Source organism: Streptomyces sp. NPDC054794 (assembly GCF_053611585.1).
This window is the reverse complement of record NZ_JBSHAQ010000022.1, coordinates 23,063-49,390: the sequence shown is the minus strand read 5'-3', so window position 1 is coordinate 49,390 and position 26,328 is coordinate 23,063. Positions and strand designations below refer to the sequence as shown.

Sequence of the window (26,328 nt, the reverse complement as noted above, 5' to 3'; positions counted from 1 at the left end):
CACCAGTGTCTCTGACCAGCCAAGCGATCTCACGTTGGACGAAAGGTCCTTGATCGTTTCCCACCGAGGCGGGGAGGCATGGGCGTGGTCGAAATGAGTTACGTATTCGATCTCCGAATATGCTCTCCACCCTGCCTATGGCCCCAACTCCCAGCCACCCGCATACCAAAGGCCGGTTCCCGTGACCCGCGTCACAGGAACCGGCCTTCGCGGTGCCGGTCTCAGAAGGGGATGCCCGTGAGCTCGCCCAGGCTCTTCACGCCGGCGTAGGAGTGCTTGCCGGAGACGAAGATGTTGACGCCGTAGTAGTTGAACAGCCAGCAGCCGAACGCGATCATCGCCAGGTAGGCGGCCTTGCGGCCCTTCCAGCCGGCCGTGGCGCGGGCGTGCAGGTAGCAGGCGTAGGCGACCCAGGTGATGAAGGACCAGGTCTCCTTGGGGTCCCAGTTCCAGTAGCGGCCCCAGGCGTCGCCCGCCCAGATCGCGCCCGCGATGATCGTGAACGTCCACAGCGGGAAGACGGCCGCGTTGACGCGGTAGGCGAACTTGTCCAGCGAGGCGGAGGCGGGCAGCCGCTCCAGGAAGGAGGTCGCGAACTTGCCGGGCGTGCCGCCGTTCTCCAGCTTGTTCTCGTAGGAGTCCTTGAACAGGTAGAGGATCGTCGTGACCGCGCCCACGTAGAACACCGCGCCGCAGAAGATCGCGGTGGAGACGTGGATGTACAGCCAGTACGAGTGCAGCGCCGGGACCAGCTGGTCGCTCGCCGTGTAGAGGACGGTCACCGCGAGGCCCAGGTCGAGCAGGACCGAGGTGATGAGGAACAGGCCCATCCAGCGCACGTTCTTCTTCAGCGCCAGCAGCGCGAGGTACACGCCGACGGCGACCGTGGAGAACGTGAGGTTGAACTCGTACATGTTGCCCCACGGCGCCCGCTCCACGGAGGCCGCGCGGGCGACGACGCCGCCCAGCTCCACCACGAAGGCGAGCACGGTCAGGGACACGGCGATCCGGCCGTAGAGGTCGCCCTGCTCGTCGCCGCCGTGGGCGCCGGGACCGTCCGGCACGTCACGGGCGCCGGACGTGGACCGGACCACGACCTTGGGCCGCTCCAGGACGGCGGTGCCGCCGGCGGTCTTCACGGTGACCGCGGGCCCGGCCGCCTTCTTCGGCGCGTCGGCGGTGAGCGCGGCGGCCGTGCGGCCGACCTTGCTGCGGCTGCCGAGGAGCCATTCCGCGATGTAGGCGAAGAAGGCCAGCGTGTAGACGGCCATCGAGGAGTAGATCAGCGTGTTGCTGATGCTCGCCAGGTGCTCGTTGGTCGCGGCGGCGAGATCGGTTGCGGCGGCGAGAGTCACTTCTCAGCCCCTTCGGCAGGTACGACTGGGAGGTCGGGGTTTTCTGAAGGGTCGTCGTCGGGGTCGGGGGCCCCCGGCGCCTGGTCGTAGAGGATTCCGGCGAGGTCGCCCAGTTCCTCGGGCACCTTGGCGGACTCGCTGCGGCCGAGCCCGGCCATCTCGACGACGGTGACGCCGTCGGGGCCCACGGCCGCGCGCACCCAGACGCGGCGGCGCTGGATGAACAGGGAGGCGGCGAGACCGAAGATCGCGGCGATCGCGCCGGTCAGCGCCCAGCCGCCGCCGGGCTCCTGGACGACCTCGAAGCCGGCCCACTCCTTGATGTCCTTCTCGAAGGTGACCGTGCCGGCGCCGTTCGGCAACTGCATGGTCTGCCCGGGCTTCAGGTTCTTTCGCAGCTGCTGGCCCTTGGCGTCCTTGAAGTCCTTCATGTGGGTCTTGTCGAGCTGGTACACGCTCTGCGGCAGACCCGCGTCGACACCCAGGTCGCCGTAGTAGGGCTCCAGGTTCAGCATCGGGTTCAGCAGCGCCGGGAACGCCGAGGCGATCTCCCTGCCCGGTCCGCCGTAGGTCGGCAGGAGGTAGGCCTTGATGCCGAGCTGCTCGCTGAGGCCCTGGGCGTTCTTGTAGCCGTCCATCACCTTGACCACGCCCTGCGAGGTGACGTTCCCGTCGAGCGGCAGCAGCGGTACCGCGTCGTGGAAGACGACGTTGCCCTTGCCGTCCCGGACGGTGATGACGGGCGCGTAGCCGTGGCTGACGAGGTAGACCTTGGCCCCGTCGATCACCAGCGGCTCGTTGACCTTGATGGTGGTCGAGGTCTCCTTGCCGTACGCGCCCTCGCTGTAGCTGAGTTTCGCCTGGTAGGTGCGCGGGGTGCCGCGGTTCGGGCCGGTGAGTTCGTAGGTGCCCTTGAAGTCCTTCAAGTCGAAGCTGAACGGCACCAGGTCGTCGTTGTGGAAGAGGTTGCCGGACTTGAAGTCGTCGTACTGGAGGATCGTGTTGGAGAAACCGCCCCCCTCGACGACCAGCTTGTTGCCGTCCGACTTGTACAGCTGCCCGGAGGCGAAGGCCACCAGCAGCACGATCAGCGCGACGTGGAAGACCAGGTTGCCCAGCTCGCGGACGTAGCCCTTCTCGGCGGAGACCGTGGCACCGATGGGGGTACCTCCCTGCTCGAGCGAAGGCGAGAGCTCGGGGGAGTGGGCGCGGAAGCGGCGCTTCTTCAGCAGGGCGAGCGCGGCCTCGCGGACCTGCTCGGGGTCGGCCTCGGTGCGCCAGGTGGTATACGCGGGCATCCGGGTCAGCCGCTTGGGCGCGGCCGGCGGGCGGCCGCGCAGCTGGCCCACGAACTGCCAGGTGCGCGGGACGATGCAGCCGATGAGGGAGACGAACAGCAGGATGTAGATCGCGGAGAACCACACCGAGCTGTAGACGTGGAAGAGGCCGAGCTTGTCGTAGATCGGCGCGAGCGTGGTGTGGCTCTTCTGGAAGTCGGCGACCTTGGTGGCGTCGGCGCCGGTCTGCGGGACCAGCGAGCCGGGGATCGCGCCGAGCGAGAGCAGCAGGAGCAGCAGCAGCGCGACCCGCATGGAGGTCAGCTGGCGCCAGAACCAGCGGACCCAGCCGATGACGCCCAGCGAGGGCAGGCTGAGCTCTTCGCTCGGGGCGGTGGACAGCTGGGAGCCGGCGGCGCCCAGGTCGTTGTCCTCGGCGGCGCCCGGGGCCTGGCTCTGGTCCTCGGCGTCGGCCGCGGAGTTGTCGGCGGTGGTCTTGCTCATCGGTCAGATCCCCACGTTGAAGCCGTCGGACCAGGTCTGCATCTGATTCACGAGACTGTCCCACGCCCCGGTGAGCAGGAGCACACCGGTCGCGATCATCATCGTGCCGCCGATGCGCATCACCCAGACATAGTGGCGTTTGACCCAGCCGAAGGCGCCGAGGGCCTTGCGGAACGCGACGGCGGTGAGGACGAAGGGCACGCCGAGGCCGAGGCAGTAGGCGATGGTCAGTATGGCGCCGCGGCCGGCGCTCGCCTGCTGGGAGGACAGGGCGACGACGGAGGCGAGGGTGGGACCGATGCACGGCGTCCAGCCGATCCCGAAGAGCGCGCCGAGCACGGGCGCACCCACCAGGCCCGTGGCGGGGCGCTTGTGGAAGCGGAACTCACGCTGGGTCAGCCAGGGCATCAGCCCCATGAAGAAGACGCCCAGCAGGATCATCAGCACGCCGAGCACCTTGGACAGCGTGTCCCGGTACTCCTGCAGGTTCTGCCCGAAGTAGCCGAACAGAGCTCCGCCGGAGACGAAGACGGCGGTGAAGCCGAGCACGAACAGCGAGGCGCCCGCCACCATCCGGCCGCGGCGAGCCTCACCCAGGTCGGTACCGGTGACCCCGGTCACATAGGACAGGTAGCCGGGGACGAGGGGCAGGACGCACGGCGAGAAGAACGAGACCAGGCCGCCGAGCATGGCGATCGGCAGGGCCAGCAGCAGGGCGCCGCTGTAGACGGTCTCGTTCTTGCCCACCAACTCCGCGGCGAGCGGCACCAGCGCGCTCATGTCACTTCTCCGCGAGGACCGGCTTGACCATCTTCAGCAGGCTCTCCTCGCTGAGCGCCTCCAGGGCCCGCGCGGCGATCTTCCCGTCCCGGTCGATGACGAGCGTGGAGGGGATCAGCTGCGGGTTGAGCGTGCCCTTCTTGAAGCGGAGCATCAGCTTGCCGGTCGGGTCGTACAGGCTGGGGTAGGTGATCCCCTGTTCCTTCTCGAAGGCGATCGCCTGGGTGGTGTTGGTGTCCCGGGTGTTGATGCCGACGAACTGGACGCCCTTGTCCTGATAGTCCTTGGCGACCTTGGCGAAGTACTTGCCCTCCGCGCGGCACGGCCCGCACCAGGAACCCCACACGTTGACGACGACGACCTTGCCCTTGTAGTCGGCGATGTCGAGGCTCTTGCCCTCGATGGTCTTGCCGGACAGGTCCGGCGCCGCGTCCCGGTGGCTCTTGGCGGCCGTGGCGATCCCGTTCTTGCCGGTCACGAAGTTGGTGTTACCGCCTCCGCCCGAGGTGCCGCCCGATGTGCACGCGGACAGGGCGAGGGCCGCTGCGGCGGCCGTGGCGGCAAGCAGGACGCGGCTACGGGTGCTCATGTGAAAAGTTTCGCATGCCCGTTCTGGGGATCTTGCGCACCCCCCTTGCGGATGGAAACCCGCACATCAGGTGGTATTTACGGCGGCTCCGGAGGCCAGGAAGCCCTTCCAACCGCCCGCCGGGCGCTGCCCGACCTCCAGCGTACGCAACTTGGCCAGCACCTGGGGCTGCTGCGCGTCCAGCCAGTCCACGAACTGCCGGAAGGAGACGAGCCGGACGTCGCCGCCCTTCTCCTTCTCCCGCGCGATGTGCTTGAACGCCTCCTCGACGGCGTCCATGTAGATGCCGCCGTTCCACTGCTCGAAGTGGTTGCCTATGAAGAGGGGTGCGCGATTTGACTCGTATGCCCGTTTGAATCCCGATATGTAGGACTGCGCGGACTGCCGCCGCCAGCCGGGGTAGTTGTGGGCCGGCGCCTTGGTCGTGTTGACCGACTGGTTGGCGAGCATGTTGTAGTCCATCGACAGGACCTCGAAGCTGCGGCCGGGGAAAGGTATCTGCTGCAACGGCAGGTCCCAGATGCCCAGCTTCTTCTCCGGCCAGATCTGGCGGCCGCCGGGCGAGGAGGCGTCGTAGCGCCAGCCGAGTTCGCGGGCGGTGGGCAGCAGGTTGTTCTGGCCGAGCAGACAGGGCGTACGACCGCCGACGAGTTCCTTGTCGTAGTCGAACGGCAGCGAGGGCAGATCGGTCCAGCCGGAGTTGGTGCGCCACTGCTTCACGAAGGCCTTGGCCTGCTGGATCTCGCTCCGCCACTGCTGCGCGGTCCAGTTGGCAACGGTGCCGTGGCCGGTGCAGAAGTGGCCGTTGAAGTGGGTGCCGATCTCGTGCCCCTCCAGCCAGGCGCGGCGGATGTTCGCCAGCGTGGCCTTGACGTGGTCGTCGGTGAGGTAGCCGATGTCGGAGGCGCCGCGCGGGTTGTTCGGGGGGTTGTAGAGCCGCTTCTTGGACTCGGGCAGCAGATAGAGCCCGGAGAGGAAGAAGGTCATGCTCGCGCCGTGCTGCTTGGCGAGGTCGAGGAAGCGCGGGAAGAGACCGTTGCCGACCTCGCCGGCGCCGTCCCAGGAGAAGATCACGAACTGCGGCGGGGTCTGCCCCGGCTCCAGCCGCTCGGGCTTGGCGGGCTGGTGGGGCTGCTTGCCCGTGAAGGACGTGGAGCCGTCCCCGATGGGCCGGCCGGAAGGCGTGCCGTCCTTGCCGCCGCCGGACCCCGCACCGTCCTTGCCGCCGGACCCCGAACCGCCTTTGCCACCACTGGAACCCGAACGGTGCCCGTTCCCGTCAGACGAATCGAGAGCGCCGCAGCCGGCGAGACCGGCGGCGGCCGCGGCGCCCGCCCCGAGGCCGAGCATTCCCCTTCGGGACAAAGTGCGCATGAGAAACCCCGATTCGTCAGGTCCTGCTGGTGGTCACCCACTCAGAGGGCGCGACGAACCGGGAGGTTCCGCTATTTGTAATACTTTCTTGATGAACCCCCGCAAAGGTGTCCAATGACACCTTTGCGGATGAGTTGCGGGCGAGTTGCCGATGCGTCAGGCGCCGAAGGCCTTGCCCTGCCCCTTCACCGGCTTGGCACCGGCGAGGAGATGGGCGGGGACGAGGTCGCGGGCCGGCTCGGAGTAGCCGACCGACACGATCCTGTCGCCCTGGTAGGTGAAGGTCGTCAGCGAGGCGAGCGTGCACTGCCGCTTGCGCGGGTCGTGCCACAGCCGCCGCTTCTCGACGTACGAGCGCACGATCCAGATCGGCAGCTGGTGGCTGACCAGCACCGCCTCGTGGCCGCGCGCCCGGTCCTTGGCCGCGTCCAGCGCGCCCATCATCCGGACGACCTGGTCGACGTACGGCTCGCCCCAGGACGGCCGCAACGGGTTGACGAGGTGCTTCCAGTTGGCGGGCTTGCGCAGCGCGCCGTCCCCGACCCCGAAGGTCTTGCCCTGGAAGACGTTCTCGGCCTCGATGAGCCGCTCGTCGGTGTCGAGGTCCAGCCCGTGCGCCTTGGCGATCGGGGTCGCGGTCTCCTGCGCCCGCTCCAGCGGGGAGGCGACGGCGTACGTCACGTCCCGCGGGGCGAGGTGCTCGGCGACCCGGTCGGCCATCTGCCGGCCGAGCTCGGACAGGTGGTAGCCGGGCAGCCGCCCGTACAGCACCCCGTCCGGGTTGGCGACCTCGCCGTGCCGCATGAGGTGTACGACGGTGATGTCCTTGCTGCTGCTCATGCTGCCGTGGCCTCCGCGGCCGCTCGGGCCGCCGCCGGAAGGGCGTCGGCGATCTTCTGGATGGCCCGCTCGTCGTGCGCGGTGGACACGAACCAGGACTCGAAGGACGACGGCGGCAGGTAGACGCCGTTCGCCAGGAGGGAGTGGAAGAAGGCGGTGAAGCGGAAGGACTCCTGCGCCTTGGCGTCCTCGTAGTTGCGGACCTCCCGGCCGGTGAAGAAGACCGAGAACATGTTGGAGGCGCTCTGCAGCGTGTGCGCGACGCCCTCCTTGGTGAGCGCCTCGGTGACCAGCGACTGGATCTGGGCCGAGACGGCGTCGACCTTGTCGTAGGCCGCGTCGTCGAGCAGGCGCAGCTGGGCGAGGCCGGCGGCGGTGGCGACCGGGTTCCCGGAGAGGGTGCCGGCCTGGTAGACGGGCCCGGCGGGCGCGAGGTGGGCCATGACGTCGGCCCGGCCGCCGAAGGCGGCGGCGGGGAAGCCGCCGCCCATGACCTTGCCGAAGGTCATCAGGTCCGGCTTGACGCCGTCGATGCCGTACCAGCCGCTCCTGCTGGTCCGGAAGCCGGTCATCACCTCGTCGGAGATGAACAGGGCGCCGTTGCGCTGGCAGGCGTCCTTGAGCCCCTGGTTGAAGCCGGGCAGCGGCGGCACGACGCCCATGTTGCCGGGCGAGGCCTCGGTGATGACACAGGCGATCTCGCCGGGGTGCCGGTGGAAGGCCTCGTGCACGGCTTCGAGGTCGTTGTACGGCAGCACGATCGTGTCGCCGGCCTGGGCGCCGGTGACGCCGGGCGTGTCGGGCAGCGCGAAGGTCGCGACCCCGCTGCCGGCCGCGGCGAGCAGGGAGTCCACGTGACCGTGGTAACACCCGGCGAACTTGATCACCTTGGACCGCTGGGTGAACCCGCGGGCCAGCCGGATCGCCGACATGGTGGCCTCGGTCCCGCTGGACACGAGCCGCACCTGCTCGACGGGCTCGACCCGCGCGACGATCTCCTCGGCCAGGGCGACCTCGCCCTCACCGGGCGTACCGAAGGACGTACCGCGTGCGACGGCCTCCTGGACGGCGGCGATGACGTCGGGGTGCGCGTGCCCCAGGATCATGGGACCCCACGAGCAGACGAGATCGACGTACTCCCGCCCGTCCGCGTCGGTCAGGTAGGGGCCGGTGCCGGACACCATGAAACGGGGCGTACCCCCGACGGCACGGAAGGCGCGCACCGGGGAGTTCACGCCGCCGGGCGTGACGACGGCCGCGCGGTCGAACAGGGCCTGCGAGGCAGGCGCTTCGTAGGGATAGGGCGCTCCTGCGACGGGCGATTCACTCATGACCTGCGACTTCTCCGACCTCTCCGGCGTAAGCCGACATTCCGGGACCTGTTCGGACTTTCTCCGAGGCTGGTCGCCGGGGTGACCTCCTCAGGGTAGGCCGCGACCGTGACCACTCCGACAATCACGTGGTCGTTGCCGTGCCATCTGCGAGACTGGGTGCCGGTACACGCAGCTCGTCCGGCACATCGTGGTCGGGGGCTGCGAAGATCCTGCGGACTGGTGTTTCCACGCACGTTTCGGCGGGCGGCCGTGGGGGAGGTCACTGACACGATGATCGGGTTGCGCGGCGGGGGCCGCGCGTCCTAGAAAAGCAGTCGGGTGGAGATATGCATCGCGGTGGCGGACTGGGCGAGGGGACTGATGACCTGGGTCCTCGTCGTGCCCGGCGGGGAAGGCACCGGCGCGACGCGGAGGAAGCGAACGAAGCACGGCAGACTGGCGTGCCGAGTGAGTCGGACCGGGACGACCGACGTATCGATCGTCGGGCCGATCGTCGGATCGACCGGCTGAAGGCCGAGAGCAGGAATGGTGGTCGGGTGGGGGTGACGTACAAATACTTCGGCGCGCCCGACGGTGCGACCGCGGCCCGCGTCCCGATTTCGATGCGCCCCGAGGAACTCGGCGGCGACGAGCTCGGCATGAACGGCATGTTCACCAAGATCAAGCCGGAGACGATGGCCGCGATGGTGCTGACCGGCATCGAAGGCGTGCCCCTGCACAAGGTCCCGCCCCTGGAACTGGTCGTCCTGCACCCCGACTACGCGGTCGTGAAACTCCCCATGACCGTCGTGGACCCCCTGCGGGGCATAGGCGAGGAGGCGGTGGGCGCGGCGGCCTTCATCTGGTCGACGGTCCCGGACCGGGGCGGTCCCCGGGACGCGTTCAACGTCTACCAGCTGCTGCACGAGTGGCAGGACTTCTCGCACCGGCTTCATGAGGCCGGGCATCAGCCGTATTGCCTTGTGTGGCCCTGACCTGGGGTTTCACTGGATTCAGGCAGGATTCTCGGACCCAGTCTTCGTCATGTACCCGGTAGGGCCGTCACGCCGACGCCCGAACGGTCGGCGCGGTCACGCGTGGGCTCCAGGACGGTGGACTTCTCGTTGGGCGGCCAGTTGGTTCGCCAGCTCCGCAGCCCCGGCCTTGCTCAGGGCCCAAAGGCTGCTTGATCGCCTGGCCCACTCCCAGAGCGCGCCTTCCACGGGGGTGCGGAACGGCGTCACGGGAATGCCGTGGGCATCGAAGGGACCAGCGTCGAGGTAACGCAGACCACCGGTGCCGCACAGATAGTCGGTACTGCCGGTGGCTGCCGCCAGGTCGGCCGGGCGCTCGGATCGGCCGTGCCGGGTCGGGATCTCACTGCTGTCCCACACCTCCCCTGACCAGCCAGCCGTGGCGAGCAGCGCAATGGTCGACGCTTTCGCGAGATCGCCCACGCGGTCTGTGCTGTCGAGCGTGTCCAAGACCGCCTCGACGGCTTCAGACACGACATCCCGGTGGGGCTGCGCCCGTAGTACTGGCTCACGAACAACTGGAGCGTCCGGCGGGAGCGACGACGATCAACCAACCGTGCCTGGTTGATCAGCGTCGGGCGCCCGTGGGGAAGGTGCGTCGGGCGCGTGAGCCCCTGCTGACGCGCGGGGTCGTCCAGCGCGGCGAGGCGGGCTCGGTGCTGGTAGTCGCGCCGAGCGAACTGCACGTTGTCCAGAACGATCCACCGGTCGGCGGCGAAAAGCTTCGCCAGTGTGGACAGCCGTGGAAACAGGTTCGGTTGATGGATCGCACACACTCCGCCCCGCGGACCGACGCGCAGCGGCTCAGGTGCCGATGAGGCGGCTGTCGAAGCCGGCGCCCAGGAGGCGCTCGTACTCGATCACCCGCTGCAGGTCGCCGACGAGCATGTCGACGACGAGCTTCTCGTCGCCGATGGACTTGATGTAGTCGTCCAACTCAAGCGGCTCGGAGGCGCACACAACCTCTGCCTCGGGCCACAGCTTGCGGCAGGTCGCGTACGAGCGGCGCTCCATGTACGGCTTGGAGATCAGTAACAGCGACTGTACTTCCGCCCCGGCCTCGGCCAGCATTTCGCGGGAGAAGGCGATGTTCTGACCGGTGTTGGCCGCCTTCGGCTCGACCAGGATGGCCTCGTCCGGCACGCCCAGGCTCAGGGCGTGCTCGCGGTAGTGGACGGCCTCGCCGCGCGGGAAGCGAGCGCGGGTGGTGGGGCTGTTGCCGCCGCTGAAGACCACGAGTGGGAAGAGTCCGGCGCGGTGGAGGCAGGCGGCCGTGGTGGCGACGCCGAGGTCGTGGCTGCCCAGTTCGATGGCCGCCGAGCAGGGGCGCGGGGTGCGTCCCATCTGGTGGTAGTTCCAGATCAACTTCGCGTCGTGGAACTGCGTGTCGGTCGTCCGGCTCTGTTGGCGCTGTGGCACCGACGGACGCCGCGCCCACGACACCGACGCCGACGAAGATTCCTGCGAGCAGACCGAAGAGCGCTGGATACCGTCAGCGGGCTGATCTTGCGAGGTGGCGCACGAGAGACATGGCCATGGTGAGGTAGATGGCGTTCTCCGAAGACATACGGAAGTCGGAACATCACTACGATCACCGGACATGGACTGGCTGGAGCGCACCGCGAAGCTCAGACAGTGGAGTAGGGGCGGGGCGCGGGCGCCGCACAAGCCTCTGCTGTTCCTGTACGCCCTCGGCCGGTTCCAGGAGGATGCCGATGGCGAGCTGCGCTACAGCGCGGTGGAGGAGGAGCTGGCGCGTCTGCTGGCCGAGTACGGCCCGCCCAACAAGACCACCCCCGCCTACCCGTTCCACCACCTCGTCAGCGACGGAGTCTGGGAGGTGCGAACGGACCGCGGGCCGGGCAGCCCGGGCAGCGGGGTGCGGGATCTACGGAACACGGGTGCCGCCGGCCGTCTCTCCCCCGATCTGCGAGCTGCGCTGCGGAACGAACCGACGCTGCTCGGCCGTATCGCCCGGGTCCTGCTCGACCTGCACTTCCCGCCCTCCCTGCACGGCGACCTGTGCGAGGCCGTCGGCCTGGAGTTGGAGCCGGTCGAGACCGGCCGGCTCTCCGACGCACGCCGTCGGCGAGACCGGCGGATGCGTGAACTGGTGCTCACCGCCTACGAATACCGGTGCGCCTTCTGCGGCTACGACGGACGGATCGGCGCGGTGCCGGTCGGTCTGGAGGCCGCCCATGTGCGGTGGTGGGCGTTCGACGGCCCCGACGACGTCGACAACGGCCTGTGCCTGTGCTCGCTGCACCACAAGCTCTTCGACAAGGGCGTCCTCGGCCTCGGCGACGGCCATCGCATCCTGGTCTCCCAGCGCTTCGTCGGCCACAGCCCTGCCGCCCATGACCACGTCATAGCCCTGGCCGGGCGCCCGATCGTGGGCCCGCAGCCGGGCGTCCGCCCTGTCGCGTCCTCCCACCGGGCCTGGCACACCGGTCAGGTCTTCCACGGCGCTCCACGCGCTGCCGCACAAGGGTGATCCGAGCCGGCGGAAAAAGAGCGCGGCGAACCGACGGCCCGAACGTGCGGGCATCTGTTCGGGCCGCAGGTGGAGAGCGATGATCGGAGTGAACTGGATCCAGGTGGTCGTGGTCCGGGCCGACGAAAGGAGTCCACGTGCTGACGGACGAGGAGGCCGCCGCGCTCGCCTGGATCGACGAGGGGGACGTGGCGCGGACGCTGGTCGAGTTGATCGCGGTGCCGAGTGTGACCGGGAGTGCCGCCGAGTCCGAGCTTCAGCAGGGGCTGGCAGGGCGGCTGGAGCGGCTCGGGCTGGAGGTCGATCTGTGGTCCATGGATCTGGACGCGCTGTGCGCGGACCCCGGCTTTCCCGGTATGGAGGTGGCGCGCGAGGAGGCCTGGGGGCTGGTCGGGCACATGCCGGACGGTGGTGACGGGCCGACGCTGATCCTGCAGGGGCACGTGGACGTCGTACCGCCGGGCGACCTCGCGGCCTGGGACGGGGACCCGTTCGTGCCGAGGGTGACCGGTGACGTCGTGCACGGGCGTGGCGCCTGTGACATGAAGGCCGGGCTGGTGGCGCACCTCGCCGCGGTGGCGGCGATCCGGGCGGCGGGGATCCGGCTGCGCGGCCGGGTCGGCGTGCACTTCGTCGTCGGTGAGGAGGACGGCGGTGTCGGCGCCTTCGGCACGCTGCGCCGCGGCCACCGGGGCGACGTCTGTGTCATCACCGAGCCCACCGCCGGCACCCTGATCACCGCGAACGCGGGCGCGCTGACCTTCCGTCTCGCCGTGCCCGGCAAGGCCGCCCACGCAAGCTCCCGGGACGCCGGGGTGAGCGCGATCGACGCGTACGTGCCGCTGCACCGCGCCCTGGCCCGCCTGGAGACGGAGCGCAATCGCGACCCGTCACCGCTGATGGCCGAGTACGCCATCCCCTATGCCCTGTCCGTCGGCACGGTCCGCGCGGGCGACTGGGCGAGCAGCGTCCCCGACCTGCTGGTGGCCGAGGGCCGGCTCGGCGTCCGGCTCGGCGAGGAGCCGGACGCCGCCCGCGCCGAGCTGGAGCGCGCGGTGGCCGAGGCCTGCGCCGCCGACCCCTGGCTGCGCGACCACCCGGCGACCGTGAGTTGGCCGGGCGGCCAGTTCGCCAGCGGGCGCCTGCCCGAGGGGCACCCGCTGCGGGACGTGGTCCGCGACGCCTTCGCCGACACGAACGGCTGGGCCGCCCGGCCCCGGGAGCGCGGGGCGCCCTACGGGAGCGACCTGCGGCTGTACGCCGGGGCCGGGATACCGACGCTGCAGTTCGGCCCGGGCGACGTGCGGGTGGCGCACAGCGCGGAGGAACGGGTGTCCGTGGCCGAAGTGGTGGCCGTGGCACGGGCGTTGGTGCTCACGGTGCTGCGGACTGTGGGGACGAGGTGAGTTCCGGGCAGCCGGTCCGCTTGCGCCGGGCGAAGGACGGGAGCGCGGGCGGGGTGAGGAAGCCCTCGGCCCGCGCGCTCGCCAGCCCGATGCGCGGGATGTCGCTGCTCTTCGCGAAGAGCAGGAACCGCGGCTCCCACACCGGCCGGTACTTGGCGTTGGCGCGGTAGAGGGACTCGATCTGCCACCAGCGGGAGAAGAAGGTGAGGGTCGAGCGCCACAGCCGCAGCACGGGACCGGCGCCGAGCCGCGAGCCCCGCTCGAAGACCGAGCGGAACATGGCGAAGTTCAGCGACACCCGCCGTACGTCCAACTCCTCGGCGCGCAGCAGCAGTTCCACGACCATGAACTCCATCAGGCCGTTCTCGCAGTCGCGGTCACGGCGCATCAGGTCGAGGGAGAGGCCGTGCTCGCCCCAGGGGACGAAGCTGAGCAGGGCCCGCGGCTCGCCCTCCGCGTCCCGGCACTCCAGCATCACGCAGCGGCCGTCGCAGGGGTCGCCGAGGCGGCCCAGGGCCATGGAGAAGCCCCGCTCGGTCGTGCCGTCGCGCCAGTGGTCGGCCCGTTCGACGAGGACGGCCATCTCGTCGTCGGGGATGTCCTCGTGGCGGCGCATGCGCACGGTGTAGCCGGCGCGGCGGACGCGGTTGTGCGCCTGCCGGACGACCCGCATCGCGCGTCCCTCCAGGGTGAAGTCGGACAGGTCGACGATCGCCTCGTCGCCCAGTTCGAGGGCATCCAGGCCGTGCCGGGCGTAGATCGTGCCGGCCTCCTCGCTCGCGCCCATCACGGCCGGCGTCCACGCGTGCCGGCGGGCCTGAGCCAGCCATGCGTCGATGGCGCCGGGCCAGGCCTCGGGGTCGCCGATCGGGTCGCCGGAGGCGAGGCTGACGCCGCCGACCACGCGGTAGGCGATGGCGGCCTTGCCGCTGGGCGAGAAGATGACGGCCTTGTCGCGGCGCAGGGCGAAGTAGCCGAGCGAGTCGCGGGCGCCGTGCCGGTCGAGGAGGGCGCGCAGCCGGTGCTCGTCGTCCTCGGCGAGCAGCGCCTGGCCGCGCGGGGCGCGGAAGCAGGCGTACAGGACGAGCAGGAAGGTCGCCGCGATCAGGATGTTGATGATCACGTCGACCCAGCGGGGCGCGTCCACGGCGTCGATGCGGTCCGCGAGCGGGCCGACGCTGATGCCGCGCAGCAGGGTGTAGGCGATCTTGTCGGCGAGGGACGCACCCGACAGCTTGTTGGTCGCGTCGACCAGCAGGGTGCCGAGCGTGCCGCTGATCAGGATGCCGCCCACGCCGACGGCGAGGGCGAGGCGCGGGTTGGAGCGGTCGCCGATGGCGTCGAACTCGCGCCGGCCCAGCAGCAGCGCGGCCACGAACAGGCCGGTGAGCAGGGCGGAGAGCCAGTTGAAGAGGTGCTCGCGGTAGGCGGCGTGGGTGAGTGCCAGGGCGTAGAGGCCGAAGAGCGGGCCGGCCATCAGGAGGTTGAAGACCCAGGCGGCCCGTTTGCGCCGGCGCATCACCACGGCGAGGAACAGCGCGAGCGCCGCCGAGACCAGGCCGGCGGTGGCCAGGTACGGCGTGAAGAACTCGCCCGCGTTGTGCTCGTGGACCTCCTCGCGGAACGGCAGCGAGACGACGGCGGCGATGTTGAGCACCGCGAGCAGCCGCAGGTACCAGACGGTGGCCGCGGCGGCCCGTGCTCTGAGCCGGGCGTCGGCGGGCGGGAGGATGCGCCGGATGTGGCGCTGGGGGTTGCGTTGAGCGGGGATCTGTGGGGAGATCAGGGTCGACTGCTGTACGGACATGGTGACTGGTCACCTTGGGGACGGGAATTTGGGGGACGGGACGATCGGCGGACCGTACGGCCCGTCGCACGCCTTCGTCACCGACCCTACAGTTTGTAGGGTAATGGGGCCAGGTGACCGACAGGACTCACTCGACAGGGTCCGTACGACGACGGGCCGCCGCCAGGTGCCAGGCCAGGTTGCCCACCGCCGCGCCCGCCGCCACCACGGCCACGATCACACCGCCGGTGGCCAGCCCGTCACTGAAGAGGTGCGGCCGCCGGTCGAGGCTGTGCAGACCGAAGCCGCACAGTTCGTACACCCCCACGGCGGCGACGACCAGGCTCACGACGAGCAGCGCGATCGTCGGCCCGAGGCCGTCGGTCGCCCCGAACGCCGCCTTCCGCGCTGGTCGCGGCGGTTCCTGCGTGCCCGTGCCCGGCATGGCTCCCCCGTTCAACAGGCGTCGGCTGTCCGACGCATGGCCGTGGACAGTTGGGAAACCTACAGTACGTAGGGTCCAGTGACCGTACGGTTGACGCCGTGCCGGTCCGCAGGAACGCCGATATGGCGGGCATCTCCGTGCCTGCCGGGGGTGTCGCCGCGACTGTGGCGGTCATCACCCCGACAGGGGGCGGGGTGACCCGCGGACCGACCGGCCTCAGCCGAAGCGGCCGGCCACGTAGTCCGCGGTCCGGGTGTCCACGGGGCTGTTGAAGACCTGCTCCGTGGGACCGTGCTCGACGATGCCGCCCGGGGTGCCCTGCTCGGCGAGGAAGAAGGCGCACTGGTCGGAGACGCGCGCCGCCTGCTGCATGTTGTGCGTGACGATCACGATGGTCACCTGGCCGGCGAGCTCGTGGATCGTCTCCTCGACCCGGCGGGTGGAGGTGGGGTCGAGCGCGGAGCAGGGCTCGTCCATGAGCAGCACGCGCGGGCGGACGGCCAGCGCGCGGGCGATGCACAGACGCTGCTGTTGGCCGCCGGAGAGCGCGCCACCGGGCTGGCGCAGCCGGTCGCGGACCTCCTTCCACAGACCCGCGCGGGTCAGCGACTCCTCGACGAGCTCGTCCTTCTCCCGGCGGCTCACCTTCGTCCCGGTCAGCTTCAGACCCGCCACCACGTTGTCGTAGATCGACATGGCCGGGAACGGGTTGGGCTTCTGGAAGACCATGCCGATCCGGCGGCGGGCGTCGGTCAGGCGCCACTCGGGGGCGTAGATGTCCTCGCCCTCGAAGAGCACCTCGCCGCCGAAGGCCGCGCTCGGGATCAGCTCGTGCATCCGGTTCAGGGTGCGCAGGAAGGTCGACTTGCCGCAGCCGGAGGGGCCGATCAGGGCGGTCACCCGGCCCGCGGGCATCGTCAGCGAGACACGGCTGAGCACCTGGTGGCTGCCGAACCAGGCGGAGACCTCGCGGGCGTCCAGGGTGGCGGGCGCGGAGGCCGGCGTCGCGATCAGGGGAAGTACGGCGGTGTCGGTCATGATGGGGCTACCTCGGGTCGGGGGCGGTCACAGCAGGTTGGGCAGCAGCTCGGTGGTGCGCGTGGCGACCTGCAGGCCGAGCACCGCGACGACCGGGGCGAAGACGATCCACGTCTGGTGGCGGCCCCAGCGGTGCCACGCCCAGACGGCGGCCACGGCGGCGAGCAGCAGCGCCTGCAGCCACATCACCAGCGGCCACGGCACCCCGGAGGGGTGGGCCAGCGGCTCCTCGGACTCCGGCAGGGTGCCGGAGCGGATGACCGCCGAGGGGGTCTGGAAGGGCGCGGAGATCAGCTCGGCGTCGACGCGCAGCACACCGGCCGGCATGAAGCGCGCGCCGGTCGCGGTGATCAGCACGAGGCGGCCCTTGCCCGAGGCCAGCGCGACGGGCGCCGGGTCGCCGGCCCGCCGTACGTCGGTGACCTGGTACTTGGCCTTGCCCTGGCCGGTCGTCACGCTGAACGTGTCGCCCTCGGCGAGGTCGGCCAGGTGGGCGAACGGGGCGCCGTACGCGCCCGCCCGGCCCATCAGCACGCTGGTGCCGGCCTGTCCCGGCATCGGGGTGTCCCGGCGGTGACCGGGACCGTCGGTCATGACGGTGGAGTCGGTGCCTTCGAGAACGACCTGGTTCAGGTTCAGTGTCGGTACGTCGATGAGGGCCACCGGGGTGCCCGGCGCCAGCAGCTTGCCCTGCTGGTCGGTCTGGGACACCGGGGCCGTGCCCAGGGCGAGCTGTTCGCGCAGTTCGTCGAACGCGGCGTGCTGCGCGCTGTGCTCCTGGATCCCACTGATCAGCAGCAGCTGGGCGGAGATGCCCAGCAGCAGGGCGGCGAGGCTGAGCAGCCCGCCGCGGGCGAGGTGGCGGACCGCGGTGACGCTGCGGACGAACGTGCGCGGCGCGGCCGGAGCGAGCTTGGTCGGTACGGCGACGGTCACGGCGGCCCGCCTCCTTCGGTGGTCGTAAGTGGTGCCGGCTGCCGGGGAGATGGGGCTGATCTCCCCGGCAGCCGAGCGGGTCAGGTGGACTTGATGACGAAGTTCGCGCCGGTCTTGGCGCTCACCGTCGAGGAGCCCGCGTAGAAGGCGTGCAGCGTGTGCTTGCCACGGCTCAGCTTCGGCAGGGTGATGGTCACCTTGCCGCCGCTCAGCGTGCCGGTCGCGATGACCTTGGTGCCCTCGTAGATGCGCACGGTGCCGGTCGGGGTCGTGCCGGTCGCGGTGACCTTGGCGGTGACCTTGGCCCGGGCGGTGTGGCTGACCGTGGCGGGCGCCGTGGTGCTGATGGACGCCGACGCCTTGGTGATCTTCAGGGAGACCGTGGCCGAGGACGCGTTGAGCTTGCTGTTGCCCGCGTAGGAGACGGACAGCGCGTGCGTGGCGACCTTGAGGTGGTTCGACAGGCCGATGGTGACCTTGCCGGACGCGTCCAGGGTGCCGGTGCCGAGGACGGTGGCGCCCTCCTTCACCGTGACCTTGCCGGTCGGGACGACGCTGTGCGAGCCCTTGACCGTGACGACGACCTTCGGGACCTTGCCGTACGCGGTGGACGCGGCCGTCGCCGTGGTGGTGCTGGCGAACTTGACCGAGCCGGACCAGGTCGCGGCCGCACCGGTGCCGTTGAGGTTGGCGCCGGCGACCGTGGCGGTGTAGCTGCCGGTGGCCAGACCCGTGAAGGTGTGCGAGGTGGTGCCCGCCGGAACGTCCTTGACGGCGACGACGGCGCCGTCCGAGCCGGTCAGGATGACCCGGTAGTCGGTGAGCGGCAGACCGGTGGGCGCCGGGGCGGTCCAGGCCAGCTTCAGGCTCGCGTCGCCGGGGGTGGCCTTCAGGCCGGTCGGCGCGGCGGGCATCGAGGTGTCGATGCCCGACTCCTCCAGGCCGCCCAGCTTGGCGTGCTTGGCCACGCTGATCGAGCCGTTGTAGGACTCGTTCACGAAGCCGAAGGAGGCGATGACACCCTCGGCGGCGTCCGAGGCCATGGCGGCCTCGTGGCTGCCGGTGGTCACGAAGACGTCGTAGAGGTCCTTGTCGAAGAAGACGCTCGTCGGGTCGATCGCCCGGGACGGCACGACGTTGTAGACGTCACGGCCGAACGTGGCGTTCTCGTAGTAGGCGTTGACCGGGGCGAGCTTGCCGTTGACCGTCGCCACCGGGGTGGTGGCGCCGGAGTCGCCGGGCAGCTGCACCGCGGCCAGGTGACCGCCCGCGGCCGCCGAGGTCTTGGTGAAGTCCGGGGAGACGCCGTTGTTCTGGGCGATCCAGGAACCGACCGAGAAGGGCACCAGCGCGCCGTCCTCGGTGAGGGCAGCGTTGCCCTGGTTCTCCTGGACGGTCGGGATGCTCGGGGAGAGCGTCGCGTCGGTCAGGCCGATCGCGGAGAGGAAGAACTTACGGGTGCCCGAGCCGTTCTGCGGGATCCTCGGGTGCACGGTCTGGCCGTTCACCGTGGTGAGCGTGCCGGAGTAGATGTCGTGCAGCTGGTCCACGGTCAGCGTGTCCAGGGCGGAACCCTTGACCGCGACGCCGACCGCGTCACGGGCCATCGGGATGTAGGTGAGCGCGGTGCCGGAGGTGGACGGGCCGCTGGAGGAGCGGGCGAAGTCGACCTGGCCCTTGATGGAGACGCCGGAGGAGTCCGGGTACTTGTCGCCGGTCAGGGACTCGCTGAGGGCGAGACGGCCCTTGCCGGAGCCGTTCGGGCGCAGGAAGGCCGGGCCGCCGGAGCGGGTGGTGATGTTGGACGTGGTGGAGCCGGTGCCGGGCTCGATCGCGTCGTACGAGGCGATACCCGCGCCGGTCGCCGACTTCACGGCGGTGGCGGAGTAGCTCGTGCCGTTGACCGTGTCGCCCGCGAGGGCGTTGAGCACGTCCTGGGTGGTGTCGGAGCCCACGCCGACCAGCTGGCGGAAGGATCCGGCGGGGGTGGGGTCGGCGTACGCGGGGCTCGCCAGAGCCAGGCCGCCGGCCACCACGGCGGCAGCGACGAGCGCCGCCGTAGAGCGCGTTCTGCGCATCGAGAGTCTCCTGAATAGTGCGTGGGTGCGGGAGAAGGGATCTGGCAGGGTGGTACGGGCCGTCCGCCCCGACTGCCTTTCGGGGCGGGCGGCCGTCTGGAAGGAGCACCCGGGGGTGCTCCGGCTCAGGGGAGGAGTCGTCGCAGCCGCTCGGGCAGCGTCAACTCCGGGATCACGGTGATCGTGCGGCCGCCCGGGAGCGGCATCCGCAGCGGAAGCCGCAGCCTGCTGCCGCCCGCGAACGGCGCGCCCACTCCGGCCACGGCGCCGAGCGCGGCCCCGACCGGGACGGCGTAGCGCAGCGGGGTGGCCGGGTCGGCGGGGGTGTCACCGGAGGCGGTGGTCTGTACGGCCTTGCCGCCGTCGAACGAGGCCTGGGGGCTCGGCGAGGTGCTCGCGCCGCCGGTTCCCGTGCCGCCGGAGGTGCCGCCCGGCGCGCCGCCGGAGCCGGTGCCGCCGGAGGTGTCGCCGCCTCCGGTGCTCCCGCCGCTTCCGGTGCCGCCGTCGGAGCCTCCGCCGTCGGTGGAGGTCGGACCCTTGTAGTGCAGGAGGGCGTCGGCGGCGTGCACCGCGCGAGTGCGCAGCTCACGGGAGAGCGGGGCATAGCCGACCGGCAGGCGGCCCGGGTCGGCGCCGCTGACCTGACCGGCACCCGCCGCGTAGCGCAGCAGCGCCGCGTAGTCCGCGCGGGCGTCCGCCTTCAGCGAGCCCGGCCGCGCGGCCGCGTACACCAGCTGGGCCAGCGGGTAGGCGCCCTTCGCCTTGGCGTTCGCCGGGTCGATCTCGGCGACGTCCTTGCCGGAGGCGCTCTTGGCCGCGTCGGCCAGCGCGCCGGCGGTGGGGGCGGCGAACTTGCCGGCCGCGTTGCGCAGCTGGGCCGTCTGCAGGCCGTACCGGGCGGCGGAGGCCGCGTCGGTGACGGTGATGACGAACCGGGAGCCGACCGTCTGCGGGCCGGGGCTGCGGTAGGCGGGCGGGTTGGACAGCGGGTCCCAGGTCGACTTCCACAGGGTGTCGGCGCGCCGGGCGTGCAGGGCGCCGGAGTGCATGTCGTCCACGTACGGGTGGAAGTCGGTCATGCACTGCTTGGCGGTCTTGGGCGCGTCGGTCCCGGGCGGGACCGTGCACCAGGGGTCGCTCTTCGGGTACTCGTCGACGTGCTCGGGGGCGAAGGGGAGACCGGCGGGGTTCAGTTCCGAGTTGGTGCTGTAGTACGGGTTGACCCGCATGCCCCAGTCGTCGGAGACGCCGGAGAGGAACTGCCGGGCCTCCTTGTCCGACCGGATCCACTGCCACACCGCACGGGCGGAGTCACTGTGCCCGAGCGAGGTCAGCAGGTCGGTGTCGGTGGCCGGGGTCTCGGCGACCGAGAGGTGCGCGAACTCCGGGTTGAGGGAGATGAACTCGGGGTCGCTCGCCAGGCCGGCCGGGTTGTTCTTCGCCCAGCTGTAGCCGCGGGCCGCCTTGTCACCGAGCACCGATCCCCAGGTGGAGTTGCGGTACGACTCGGTGAGCAGCTTGGCGACGAGCCGGGGCGTCAGCTTGATCGACGCGACCTTGGTGCCCGCGAGCTTCCTGATGTCGTCGGGTGCTCCGGCCTTGGGTCTGCGCTCGATCGTGAAGCCGATGACCGTGCCGGACAGGGCCACGGGCGCGTACGTCGTCGTACCGGACGGCGCCGTGGTGCCCTCGTCGGCGCCCAGGGCGCGGGTGGTGAAGCCGAGGCCGAAGCCGCCGTCGTTGCCGAGCCGGCTGCGGGTGTCGGGCTCGCCGAGTTCCGTGTAGCCGTACACCTTGCCGGACGGGCACAGGGCCATCTGCCAGCTGGTCATGGCGTCGGCGGCCAGCTCGCTGCCGGTGGTGGGGCGCTCATCGCTGCCCAGCGGGCAGTTGTTGCCCACCTGGTTGAAGTGCAGCGGGATCGCGACGCGGTTCTGCCAGTTGGTCGAGGAGACCGGGGAGCCCGCGTTGACCTGGCTGTGGTCCTGGTACGGCTTGCCGTCGAGGTCGAGGTGGCCCTGCGGGACGATGACCAGCCAGCAGGGGCGCGGCTTGGTGACACCGTTCGTCGTCACGGGAGCGCCACAGCCCAGGTGCGGGGCCTCGTTGGCGGTCTGCACCTCGAAGTACTCCTCGCCGGTGCCGGCGGCACCGGTGCGGGCGAAGTCCACCTCGTTGGTGGTGTTGTGGTTGAAGAAGCGGTTGTTCTGGGTGTTGGTGAGGACCGTCTCGCCGGTGACCGACTTGAAGGGCACCTCGCCGGGCGCGTTGGGGTTGGCCGCCCCGTACCGGTTGTCCTGGCCGTAGTTGGTGGGGTCGGCGCTGTAGAAGATCTGGCGGGTGTCGTCCAGCCCGTTGCCGGGCCAGCTGCCCCGGTCGGTGGTCGGGGAGGCGCCGTACTGGCACTGGGTGCGCGGCGGACCGGGGTTGGACGGGACGGTGCCGTCGTCGTCGCCCCAGCACTGCATGATCTGCACGAAGTCGGTGTTGAACATCGTGCCGGCGAAGGTGGTCGGAGTTCCGCCCTTCCAGCTGACCGTGACGGCCTGGCTGGTGAGATGGCTGGTCTGGTCGACCGTGAACTTCATGTCCTTGAACTCGCCCCGCCCCGAGACGGTCACCGAGGAACCGGCGTTGCCTGCGGCGGTGGCGGTGGGGGCCGCCTGGGCGACCGCGAGGCCCGCGAGGGCCCCGACGGTGGCGCCGGCCAGGAGGCGGACCAGGGCGCGGCGCACGCGGCCGGGCCGTCTGCCGCTCATCGTGAACTCCCGTCCGTGGCGCGGTTCTCGGACCGCGAGCCCACCAGGCGGGAGACCACCGAGGGCAGCAGCAGGAGGCCGAGGACCAGGAACGCGGCCAGCAGCATCAGCGTCTGTGTGCTGCTCCAGCCGTGCGCGGCGGCCACGGCGACGGGCTGGGCGAGGGCCACGGTGCCGTCGGCGCCCGTGCCGTTGCCGCCCGCGGCGCCACCGCCCGAACCGCCGCCGGGGGCCAGGGTCTGCCCGGTGTCCGGATCGACGGACGGCTTACCGCTGCCGCCGGGGCCGGAGCCGCCCGTACCGCCGCCCCCGGAGGAGCCGCCGGCCGCCGCGCCGCCCGAGGCACCGCCGCCCGAGCTGCCGCCCGCGCCGCCGGATCCGCCGGGGCCCTTGGCGCCGCCGCTGCCGCTGGTGCACGGCGGGGCGCCCTTCTTGTCACAGGCCGCCGGGTAGGGAGCGGTCTCGGCGAGCCGGTTGTGGCCGCTCGTGGTGAAGGTCGGGTTGTTGCAGCCGTTGATGTTGATGTTCTGCGCCTGCACGCCCGGGATCCGGCGGATCTGGTCGAAGCCCGCCCGGACCAGGTTGATCGGCAGTGGCGAGTAGCCGAGCTGCGGTGCCGCCTGCTGGCCCTGGCACATGAAGTAGTACGAGAACGCGCCCAGCGTCTTGCCCTTGACCTTGGTGAAGGTGCCCTGCACCTTCAGCGGCAGGATCATGTAGGAGTAGCTGGAGAGCGGGTAGTTGCGCCGGTCGGTGTCGTTGTAGACGCCGTTGAGCTGCTGGGTCAGGTAGTCCGGCGAGCTCTTGTCGGTGTTGATCTGCGCCTTGAGCAGCGACACCGCGACGTTCTTGGGGGTCGGCTCGGTGTAGTAGCCCGAGTGGTTCAGGATCTTGGCGACCGGGTAGTGCGCGTTGAGCGCGTAGGAGTAGTTGACGTAACCGATCGCGCCCTCGCCGTAGTTCTGGGCGACGTAACCGGCGACACCGAGGTCACCGGACTGGGCGATCATGCCGGAGACGGTCGGGTAGTACGAGGTCTGACCGCAGGCACCGGAGCGGCCGACGCGGCGGCAGTAGGCCTGCCACAGCGACTTGTGCTGGTTGGCCATCCACATCGTGAACTGGGCCGTGGAGCCCGAGCCGTCGGAGCGGACCACCGGGACGATGGTGCGGTGCGGCAGCTGCAGGCCGGGGTTGTCCGCCTTGATGACCGGGTCGTCCCAGGTCTTGATGACACCGGTGAAGATCTTCGTGACGACGTCGCCGGACAGCCGCAGGTTGGTGACCCGCTTGCCGTTGACCGTCAGGTGGTACATGAAGACGGTGCCGCCGGCCACGATCGGCATGTACGCGTACGACCCGGGCGCCGGCCGCTCGGCCGCCGAACCGTCGGTCGGGTGCGTCTGGAACGGGATGTCCGACACCGCGAAGTCGACGGTTCCGCTGAGGAACTGGCGGCGGCCGTCGGAGGAACCGGTACCGGCGTACGAGATGCGCATGCCGTACTGGTTCACGGCGCGGCGCCACTCGTCGACGGCGTTCTCCGCCCAGGTGGATCCGGCACCCGCGATCGGGGTGTAGCTCTCGGCCGCGGCCGGCGCGGCCATGGGCCCGACCAGCAGCCCGGCGAGCACGCCGAGCGTCGCGCCGAGGGTTCCCAGCGCGCGCAGGCGCCGGAAACGAGTGGTGAGGTGGCTGAGCATCAGGCGTTCTCTCCGGAGTTCTCGCCGGGGATGGACTCGGACGGGGGTTCTTCGCGCGTAGCGGTTCGCGATTCGGCGTCGGGCTCCGCCTCGGGCCGGGGCTTCGTCAGCCGGACCGCGGGCTCGGCGGCCTGCGGCTCCGCGCCGGAGGGGACAACGGGGAGCGGCCGGGTGTCCTGCGCGTCGACCTGCTTGCCCTGGCCGGCGTCGAACAACGACAGCCCCGGGGTGTGCAGTTCGGCGAAGCGCTCCACGTCGCGGCGGGAGGCGCGGGCCGCGCGCTTGGCCTGGCGGCGGTTGAGGTGGCCGGGGCCACGGCCGCCGATGATCCGGGCGATGGTGAACAGCACCAGGACCAGGGCCATCAGGACGGCCGCCGCGCCGAAACCACGGGCGATCATCGTCGGCTCGGGCGACTTGACGAAGTTGAAGACGGCGAGCGGCAGCGACACCATCGGCCCGGCCGACGGGTCGAGGTTCTTCGCCGCGGTGAAGCCGGCCGTGAGGAGCACCGGGGAGGTCTCGCCGATACCGCGGGCGGTACCGAGGATGACGGCGGTGGCCAGGCCCGAGCGTGCCGTGGGCAGCACGACGTGCCACACGGTCCGCCAGCGCGGCGCGCCCAGCGCCTCCGAGGCCTCGGTCAGCGTGCCCGGCACCAGCCGCAGCACCACGTCCGCGGCCCGGATGACGATCGGCAGCATCATCACGCTGATCGCGAAGCCCGCGGCCAGACCCGACTTCTGCATGCCGAGCCCGAGGATCCAGACCGCGTACACCATCAGACCGGCGACGATCGACGGCAGCGCGGTCATCGCCTCGACGATCGTGCGCACGAACCGGGAGAAGCGGCCCTGGATCTGGTTCAGGTACACGGCGCAGGCGAGCCCCAGCGGCACGGTGATCACCAGTGCGATGGTGATCATGATGAGCGTGCCGAGCATCGCGTGCGCGATACCGCCGTGGGTGAGCGGGTCGAGCGGGCCCGACGCCTGCATGTCCTGGGTGAAGAAGTTGCCGTGCGGCAGCGCCTCGCGCCCGCGCCAGGCGGTGAAGCCGACGACGAGGGTGAGCGCGATGAACAGCAGCGTGGCCGCCGTCCACAGCACGATGGTCATCACCCGGTCCCGTACCGCCTGCCCGTTCTCCTCCAGGCCGGTCAGCACCGCGTAGATGCCGAGGAAGGACACATAGGCGGTGAGGGTGAAGCCCAGGGGCCCGGAGAACGGGGCGAGTTCACCGAACAGCAGCACGGCGACGCACAGTCCCGAGGCCGCGGCGCCGAACAGGGACAGCACGCCGGAGCGGGTGAGACCGCCGATCCGGCGGGGCACGTCGGGGACCTCGGGGAGCGCTTCGACGGGCACGGCCGTCTCGGGGACGAGCTCTTCTACGACGGTCATGTCTATGCCTCGCTCTGCGCGCCGGACCGGGAGCGGGCCACGATGGAAGAGGCGGTGAAGTTGACCGCCAGGGTGAGCAGGAAGAGCGCCAGGCCCGCCGCCATCAGCGCCGACATGCCGAAGGGGGAGGCGTCGCCGTAGTGCAGGGCGATCAGCGAGGACACGGAGTTCGAGCCGGTCTGCAGGATGTGCGGCTGGATGGCGAACACCGGCGAGATGATCAGGTAGACGGCGATCGTCTCGCCGAGCGCCCGGCCGAGCCCCAGCATGGTGCCGCCGATGATGCCGCCCTTGCCGTAGGGCAGGACGACCGCCCGGATCATGCCCCAGCGGGTGGCGCCGAGTGCGTACGCGCCCTCGCGCTCGCCGGCCGGCGCCTGCGCGAACACCTCGCGCATCACCGAGCACTGGATCGGCGCGACCATCAGCGCGACGACGATGCCGGCGACGAAGGTCGAGGCGGTGTAGACGCTCTGGGAGGCCAGCGGCTCACCGGGCTGCGCGCCGTCCACCTTCAGGAACGGGATCCATCCGAACCAGTCGGAGAGCCAGCGCGACAGTCCGATCACGTGCTGCTGGAGGAAGAACAGGCCCCACAGGCCGTAGACCACCGACGGCACGGCGGCCATCAGGTCCACCATCGTCACCAGGGTGCGGCGCAACGGGCGCGGGGCCACGTCGGAGATGAACAGCGCGGTTCCCACGGCGAGCGGCACGGAGATCGTCACCGCGACGACGGCGATCAGCAGTGTGCCGGTGAGCACGGCCGCGATGCCGAAGTTGTGGACGTCCGGCTGCCACTCGGCGGTCGTCAAAAAGGCCCAGATGCCCCTGGTGCGCAGCGCCTGACCCGCCCTCAGCAGCAGGAACAGTCCGACGGCCGCCATGATGGCGAGGACCGTGACACCGGTGGCCGTCAACTGGTACCGGAAGATCCGGTCACCGAGCCCTCTCGCGGCGTTGGCCCGCCGCGGCACGGGTCTTTCGGCCTCCGGCCCGGCAGCACTCGACAGCGTGGACACTCTGTGCGTCCCCCCACCCCTACGGAAATGACACTCCCCGCACAGGACCGGTCGGTCGCCGTGCGGACAGAGTCAATGGCCGAATGCTTTCGCGCCAACGCGTCGAACATGGATGGGGCGTGAACGGTCCATGCCATTTCGGTGGTAGTGATGTGCATGCCTGCGCGCGCTGTGGCATACAGCGCGCCGACG

At 70.6% G+C, this 26,328-nt stretch carries 20 protein-coding genes and 1 pseudogene; 3 read left to right on the top strand and 18 right to left on the bottom strand.

The genetic code is table 11. The features are described 5' to 3' along the window. Positions 1 to 221 precede the first annotated feature (221 nt). From ccsB to hemL, 7 genes are all read right to left on the bottom strand, one after another. A complete protein-coding gene (gene ccsB / locus ACWGKT_RS23405) occupies positions 222 to 1,355 on the bottom strand; it encodes a c-type cytochrome biogenesis protein CcsB (RefSeq protein ID WP_356144003.1) in 1,134 nt (377 codons plus the stop codon). Next, a complete protein-coding gene (gene resB / locus ACWGKT_RS23400) occupies positions 1,352 to 3,136 on the bottom strand; it encodes a cytochrome c biogenesis protein ResB (protein ID WP_453275213.1) in 1,785 nt (594 codons plus the stop codon). The genes ccsB and resB overlap by 4 nt, the downstream gene beginning before the upstream one ends. 3 nt (positions 3,137 to 3,139) lie before the next feature. Next, positions 3,140 to 3,916 (bottom strand): cytochrome c biogenesis CcdA family protein, encoded by a 777-nt coding sequence (locus ACWGKT_RS23395; RefSeq protein ID WP_356143999.1) that lies wholly within the window; start codon positions 3,914 to 3,916, stop codon positions 3,140 to 3,142. A 1-nt stretch (position 3,917) separates the two neighbouring features. Next, positions 3,918 to 4,505 carry a TlpA family protein disulfide reductase gene (locus ACWGKT_RS23390; RefSeq protein WP_235455481.1) on the bottom strand — a complete coding sequence of 196 codons (588 nt, stop codon included), beginning with the start codon at positions 4,503 to 4,505 and terminating at the stop codon, positions 3,918 to 3,920. 66 nt (positions 4,506 to 4,571) lie between these two features. Further along, the gene (locus tag ACWGKT_RS23385; RefSeq protein WP_453275212.1) at positions 4,572 to 5,879 is read right to left on the bottom strand and encodes a hypothetical protein; all 1,308 of its coding nucleotides are present in this window, start codon (positions 5,877 to 5,879) and stop codon (positions 4,572 to 4,574) included. Between the two features lie 156 nt (positions 5,880 to 6,035). Further along, positions 6,036 to 6,719: a histidine phosphatase family protein gene (locus tag ACWGKT_RS23380; RefSeq protein WP_235455483.1), complete on the bottom strand. Its 684-nt coding sequence runs from the start codon at positions 6,717 to 6,719 to the stop codon at positions 6,036 to 6,038. After that, positions 6,716 to 8,050: a glutamate-1-semialdehyde 2,1-aminomutase gene (gene hemL / locus ACWGKT_RS23375; RefSeq protein WP_235455484.1), complete on the bottom strand. Its 1,335-nt coding sequence runs from the start codon at positions 8,048 to 8,050 to the stop codon at positions 6,716 to 6,718. Before hemL ends, ACWGKT_RS23380 begins: the two co-directional genes overlap by 4 nt. Before the next feature lie 329 nt (positions 8,051 to 8,379). On the opposite strand from hemL, the gene ACWGKT_RS23370 reads away from it, so the two are divergent. Beyond that, a complete protein-coding gene (locus tag ACWGKT_RS23370; RefSeq protein ID WP_235455485.1) occupies positions 8,380 to 9,027 on the top strand; it encodes a hypothetical protein in 648 nt (215 codons plus the stop codon). 96 nt (positions 9,028 to 9,123) lie between these two features. On the opposite strand, the pseudogene ACWGKT_RS23365 reads toward ACWGKT_RS23370, so the two are convergent. After that, positions 9,124 to 9,842, bottom strand: a pseudogene (locus tag ACWGKT_RS23365) (WbqC family protein). Between the two features lie 28 nt (positions 9,843 to 9,870). Then, entirely contained in the window at positions 9,871 to 10,410 is a 540-nt protein-coding gene (locus tag ACWGKT_RS23360) for a YdcF family protein (protein WP_453275284.1), read from the bottom strand. A 256-nt stretch (positions 10,411 to 10,666) separates the two neighbouring features. Between ACWGKT_RS23360 and ACWGKT_RS23355 the strand changes: the two genes are divergently transcribed. Beyond that, a complete protein-coding gene (locus ACWGKT_RS23355) occupies positions 10,667 to 11,560 on the top strand; it encodes a phosphorothioated DNA-binding restriction endonuclease (RefSeq protein WP_453275211.1) in 894 nt (297 codons plus the stop codon). A 137-nt stretch (positions 11,561 to 11,697) separates the two neighbouring features. Continuing rightward, on the top strand, positions 11,698 to 12,966 hold the full coding sequence (locus ACWGKT_RS23350) for an ArgE/DapE family deacylase (protein ID WP_453275210.1): 1,269 nt from the start codon (positions 11,698 to 11,700) through the stop codon (positions 12,964 to 12,966). On the opposite strand, the gene ACWGKT_RS23345 is transcribed toward ACWGKT_RS23350, so the two are convergent. From ACWGKT_RS23345 to pstC, 9 genes are all read right to left on the bottom strand, one after another. Further along, positions 12,935 to 14,773, bottom strand: a complete 1,839-nt coding sequence (locus ACWGKT_RS23345) for a phosphatidylglycerol lysyltransferase domain-containing protein (protein ID WP_453275209.1) — start codon at positions 14,771 to 14,773, stop codon at positions 12,935 to 12,937. The genes ACWGKT_RS23350 and ACWGKT_RS23345 overlap by 32 nt on opposite strands. Before the next feature lie 127 nt (positions 14,774 to 14,900). Then, positions 14,901 to 15,197: a hypothetical protein gene (locus ACWGKT_RS23340; RefSeq protein WP_453275208.1), complete on the bottom strand. Its 297-nt coding sequence runs from the start codon at positions 15,195 to 15,197 to the stop codon at positions 14,901 to 14,903. Positions 15,198 to 15,413: 216 nt separating this feature from the next. Further along, the gene (gene pstB / locus ACWGKT_RS23335; protein WP_453275207.1) at positions 15,414 to 16,235 is read right to left on the bottom strand and encodes a phosphate ABC transporter ATP-binding protein PstB; all 822 of its coding nucleotides are present in this window, start codon (positions 16,233 to 16,235) and stop codon (positions 15,414 to 15,416) included. Positions 16,236 to 16,262: 27 nt separating this feature from the next. Further along, positions 16,263 to 17,171, bottom strand: coding sequence for a sortase (locus tag ACWGKT_RS23330; protein WP_453275206.1), 909 nt, complete (start codon positions 17,169 to 17,171; stop codon positions 16,263 to 16,265). An 80-nt stretch (positions 17,172 to 17,251) separates the two neighbouring features. Beyond that, positions 17,252 to 19,249, bottom strand: coding sequence for an Ig-like domain repeat protein (locus ACWGKT_RS23325; RefSeq protein ID WP_453275205.1), 1,998 nt, complete (start codon positions 19,247 to 19,249; stop codon positions 17,252 to 17,254). Between the two features lie 125 nt (positions 19,250 to 19,374). Further along, entirely contained in the window at positions 19,375 to 22,008 is a 2,634-nt protein-coding gene (locus ACWGKT_RS23320; RefSeq protein ID WP_453275204.1) for a hypothetical protein, read from the bottom strand. Beyond that, the gene (locus ACWGKT_RS23315; protein ID WP_453275203.1) at positions 22,005 to 23,711 is read right to left on the bottom strand and encodes a phosphate ABC transporter substrate-binding protein PstS; all 1,707 of its coding nucleotides are present in this window, start codon (positions 23,709 to 23,711) and stop codon (positions 22,005 to 22,007) included. Before ACWGKT_RS23315 ends, ACWGKT_RS23320 begins: the two co-directional genes overlap by 4 nt. Continuing rightward, entirely contained in the window at positions 23,711 to 25,114 is a 1,404-nt protein-coding gene (gene pstA, locus ACWGKT_RS23310) for a phosphate ABC transporter permease PstA (RefSeq protein ID WP_453275202.1), read from the bottom strand. Before pstA ends, ACWGKT_RS23315 begins: the two co-directional genes overlap by 1 nt. A gap of 2 nt (positions 25,115 to 25,116) precedes the next feature. Continuing rightward, positions 25,117 to 26,136, bottom strand: a complete 1,020-nt coding sequence (gene pstC, locus ACWGKT_RS23305) for a phosphate ABC transporter permease subunit PstC (RefSeq protein ID WP_235455497.1) — start codon at positions 26,134 to 26,136, stop codon at positions 25,117 to 25,119. Between the last annotated feature and the right edge of the window lie 192 nt (positions 26,137 to 26,328).

Coding starts and splice junctions, on each gene's coding strand:
- pstB (WP_453275207.1), bottom strand. CDS start 16,235: ATGACCGACACCGCCGTACTTCCCCTGATCGCGACGCCGGCCTCCGCG.
- hemL (WP_235455484.1), bottom strand. CDS start 8,050: ATGAGTGAATCGCCCGTCGCAGGAGCGCCCTATCCCTACGAAGCGCCT.
- ACWGKT_RS23320 (WP_453275204.1), bottom strand. CDS start 22,008: ATGAGCGGCAGACGGCCCGGCCGCGTGCGCCGCGCCCTGGTCCGCCTC.
- ACWGKT_RS23395 (WP_356143999.1), bottom strand. CDS start 3,916: ATGAGCGCGCTGGTGCCGCTCGCCGCGGAGTTGGTGGGCAAGAACGAG.
- resB (WP_453275213.1), bottom strand. CDS start 3,136: ATGAGCAAGACCACCGCCGACAACTCCGCGGCCGACGCCGAGGACCAG.
- ACWGKT_RS23355 (WP_453275211.1), top strand. CDS start 10,667: ATGGACTGGCTGGAGCGCACCGCGAAGCTCAGACAGTGGAGTAGGGGC.
- ACWGKT_RS23345 (WP_453275209.1), bottom strand. CDS start 14,773: ATGTCCGTACAGCAGTCGACCCTGATCTCCCCACAGATCCCCGCTCAA.
- ACWGKT_RS23390 (WP_235455481.1), bottom strand. CDS start 4,505: ATGAGCACCCGTAGCCGCGTCCTGCTTGCCGCCACGGCCGCCGCAGCG.
- ACWGKT_RS23340 (WP_453275208.1), bottom strand. CDS start 15,197: ATGCCGGGCACGGGCACGCAGGAACCGCCGCGACCAGCGCGGAAGGCG.
- ACWGKT_RS23315 (WP_453275203.1), bottom strand. CDS start 23,711: ATGCTCAGCCACCTCACCACTCGTTTCCGGCGCCTGCGCGCGCTGGGA.
- ACWGKT_RS23380 (WP_235455483.1), bottom strand. CDS start 6,719: ATGAGCAGCAGCAAGGACATCACCGTCGTACACCTCATGCGGCACGGC.
- pstA (WP_453275202.1), bottom strand. CDS start 25,114: ATGACCGTCGTAGAAGAGCTCGTCCCCGAGACGGCCGTGCCCGTCGAA.
- ACWGKT_RS23385 (WP_453275212.1), bottom strand. CDS start 5,879: ATGCGCACTTTGTCCCGAAGGGGAATGCTCGGCCTCGGGGCGGGCGCC.
- ACWGKT_RS23360 (WP_453275284.1), bottom strand. CDS start 10,410: ATGGGACGCACCCCGCGCCCCTGCTCGGCGGCCATCGAACTGGGCAGC.
- ACWGKT_RS23325 (WP_453275205.1), bottom strand. CDS start 19,249: ATGCGCAGAACGCGCTCTACGGCGGCGCTCGTCGCTGCCGCCGTGGTG.
- ACWGKT_RS23370 (WP_235455485.1), top strand. CDS start 8,380: ATGCATCGCGGTGGCGGACTGGGCGAGGGGACTGATGACCTGGGTCCT.